Raw genomic sequence first — 2,732 nt, 5'->3', positions numbered from 1 at the left:
GGCCTTATATTCCAGTTCAGCGGATGGAACGCTAAAATATTACAGCCTTTTGGTGACCTGTTTATCCGGTTGATCCGCATGGTTGTTGTTCCTTTGGTGGTCTCATCCTTAATTGCTGGAGCTGCTGGAATGGGCGATACCGCAAAGTTTGGCCGAGTAGCGGTCAAGATTTTGGTGTACTACTTTTTCACCACGGCGGTGGCTGTAACCCTTGGGCTGTTAATAGCTAATATTGTCCATCCTGGACTGGGTGTGAACCTCAGCACCCAAGGGCTGCAGGCCAAAGAGGTAACGCCTCCTTCAATGGTCCAAACTCTACTTAACATTGTTCCCATTAACCCTATAGAGGCTATTGCTAAAGGAGATTTGCTTCCGATTATCTTCTTCTCTATAATCTTTGGGTTTGCTTTAAGCTCTTTAGGTGAAAATGGCCGTCCAGTGCTAAACTTCTTTGAAACGACGATGAATGTTATGATTAAAGTTACAGGATATGTAATGGAGTATGCTCCTTATGGCGTTTTTGCGTTAATTGCGGTCACCGTGGGTGTCCACGGGATAAAAGTATTGCTCCCTTTAATCAAATTGATTCTTGTTGTATACGCTGTAGCATTATTACATGCTTTAATTGTTTATGGTTCTTTCATCCGCTTCGTCGCGCGGATGCCGTTAGGAAGCTTCTTCAAGGCAGTAGCTGAACCGCTTCTAGTAGCCTTTACGACCTGCTCCAGCGCTGCCGCTTTACCTTTAAATCTCCGCTCGGTAGAAAAACTAGGTGTACCACGAGGGATCAGCAGCTTTACGATTCCCTTAGGTAACACCGTCAACATGGACGGAGCTGTAATATATCTAGGAATTGCTGCCATTTTCATATCCGAGGTATATGGGATGCCTCTTAGCTTGAACCAGCAATTAACGATTGTTTTAATGGCCATCCTCGCTTCTATAGGCTCTGTGGGCGTACCCGGCGCTGCCTTGATTGTCATGACAATGGTATTTCAGGCCGTAGGACTTCCCATGGAAGGTATTGCCCTGGTTGCCGGCGTTGACCGCATATTAGATATGGCTAGGACACCCCTAAATATTCTAGGTGATGCAGTGGGTGCCGTGGTTGTTGCGAAGTCAGAAGGAGAACTAATTAGTTCCCAAGAGCATCTAGAGGCCTAGAAACCCAATACCTATGTATAACCGTTGAAGGTCGGTTCTCGGCCTTCTTTTTTCTATTTTACCTAAACGTTTTACCTTAGAATATACTGGAAGTTTGCCCGCAAACTTATACTATTACCCTGTAGGGGGGTGCACGGTACGGTAGGCGAAAACCTGTTGATGTTCTTATTCATCGCAGCTACCGGTTTTTTAGCCGGATTCATAGATTCGGTTGTTGGTGGCGGTGGGTTGATTTCTATTCCTGCGCTATTGCTTACGGGTTTACCTCCAGATTTAGTTTTAGGAACGAACAAATTTGCTGGTACTATGGGTACCTTAACTAGTGCTGCTTCTTTTACCTTTTCTGGTAAGGTAGACTTATCACTTATTAAATACCTTATCCCTTTTTCTGCGCTCGGAGCAGTCCTAGGCGCCCGTACGGTGATATACATTCCTCCTCATATTTTGAAAACACTGATAACCCTTTTACTCCTTGGTGTGGCTATATATACTTTACTGAAAAAAGACTGGGGCAATGTTTCTAGCTATTATTTAAAAGCGAAGAAAAAGATTATATGGTCAGGTATTATGGTGGCAGTAGGATTGGGTTTTTATGACGGGTTCTTTGGCCCGGGCACAGGCTCCTTTTTAATTTTTATTTTCCTCCTGTTCGGGTTCGACTTTGTAGCTGCCGCAGGCAACGCCAAAGTATTAAACTTTGCTAGTAACACAGCCGCGCTAATAACTTTTATGCTCATGGATGCTGTAAATTATCACTACGGAGTAACAATGGGAGTAGCTATGGTTGCTGGAGCGCTTATAGGTTCACGATTGGCAATCCGTAAAGGAACAAGTTACGTCCGGTTAATGTTTATCCTCATAACTTTTACTTTAATTGGAAGGCAGCTTTTAGATTTAATTCACCTTGTCCAAGCCCGTGGAGGATGTCAATAGACATGTCAGCCCCTTCTTTTTTTTATTCCTCCCTTAGGGCGGAACACCTGGCGCTCGCTTAACCCAAGAAGTTCTGCTGCCTGCCGGACAGTGATTTTCCCGGCAGGACCGCCCGTGGAGGATTGACGAAATGAGGCAAACATGATATAATCAAAGCGGTGCAGGGCCCTATCGTCTAGTGGACTAGGACGCCGCCCTCTCACGGCGGAAACCGGGGTTCGAATCCCCGTAGGGCTACCAGCCTTTGAAAATCAAGGCTTCAGGCCGGGCTAACCTCCCTGTAAAAGTGCCAAGTCCAGGGGCGCTGAACAAGGGAGGTTTTTATTGTGCCTAAAAGTCACCCAGCTCAGCCCCAGAGCAATGGACCTGCGCCAGGCCCTGGAGGAGTTCCTGCTTTTCAAGCAGGCCGACGATGCGGCAGAGCGCACCCTTGACGAATACCACTCCCATGTGGAAGCTTTCCTCAAGGCCAGTCCCAGCCTCAGTAATGCTTCCGCGCTTCACTATGAAGCACTGCAGAAGGCCGTATTCCGCTATTTCAGCCAACCCTGTTCGCCTGGGTATCGCAACACAAAGCTCAAATACCTCAGAGCCTTCTTTAACTGGCGCGTGGGCCAGGGCTACCTTCCGGCCAA

3 protein-coding genes and 1 tRNA gene are annotated in these 2,732 nt (G+C 46.9%); 3 read left to right on the top strand and 1 reads right to left on the bottom strand.

What is annotated here, in order from left to right; genetic code table 11:
- The 3 genes from L5656_RS11190 to L5656_RS11180 all read left to right on the top strand — a co-directional run.
- Positions 1 to 1,164: dicarboxylate/amino acid:cation symporter (locus L5656_RS11190; protein ID WP_297202964.1), on the top strand; the 1,164-nt coding region annotated here is incomplete at its 5' end.
- Positions 1,165 to 1,323: 159 nt separating this feature from the next.
- Positions 1,324 to 2,097, top strand: a complete 774-nt coding sequence (locus tag L5656_RS11185) for a sulfite exporter TauE/SafE family protein (RefSeq protein ID WP_366018323.1) — start codon at positions 1,324 to 1,326, stop codon at positions 2,095 to 2,097.
- A gap of 164 nt (positions 2,098 to 2,261) precedes the next feature.
- Positions 2,262 to 2,337: transfer RNA gene (locus tag L5656_RS11180), tRNA-Glu, on the top strand.
- Between the two features lie 90 nt (positions 2,338 to 2,427).
- Here the strand turns inward: L5656_RS11180 and L5656_RS11175 are convergent.
- On the bottom strand, positions 2,428 to 2,732 hold a 305-nt coding region (locus tag L5656_RS11175; protein WP_297202960.1), incomplete at its 5' end, for a hypothetical protein.

The sequence above is a fragment of the Thermanaeromonas sp. genome (genome assembly GCF_021890735.1).
GTDB lineage: Bacteria > Bacillota > DSM-521 > Neomoorellales > Neomoorellaceae > Thermanaeromonas.
This window is presented reverse-complemented; position numbering and strand designations above follow the sequence as displayed.

Excerpts from the sequence above, each read along its gene's own strand:
- L5656_RS11185 (WP_366018323.1), top strand. The coding sequence starts at position 1,324 with ATGTTCTTATTCATCGCAGCTACCGGTTTTTTAGCCGGATTCATAGAT.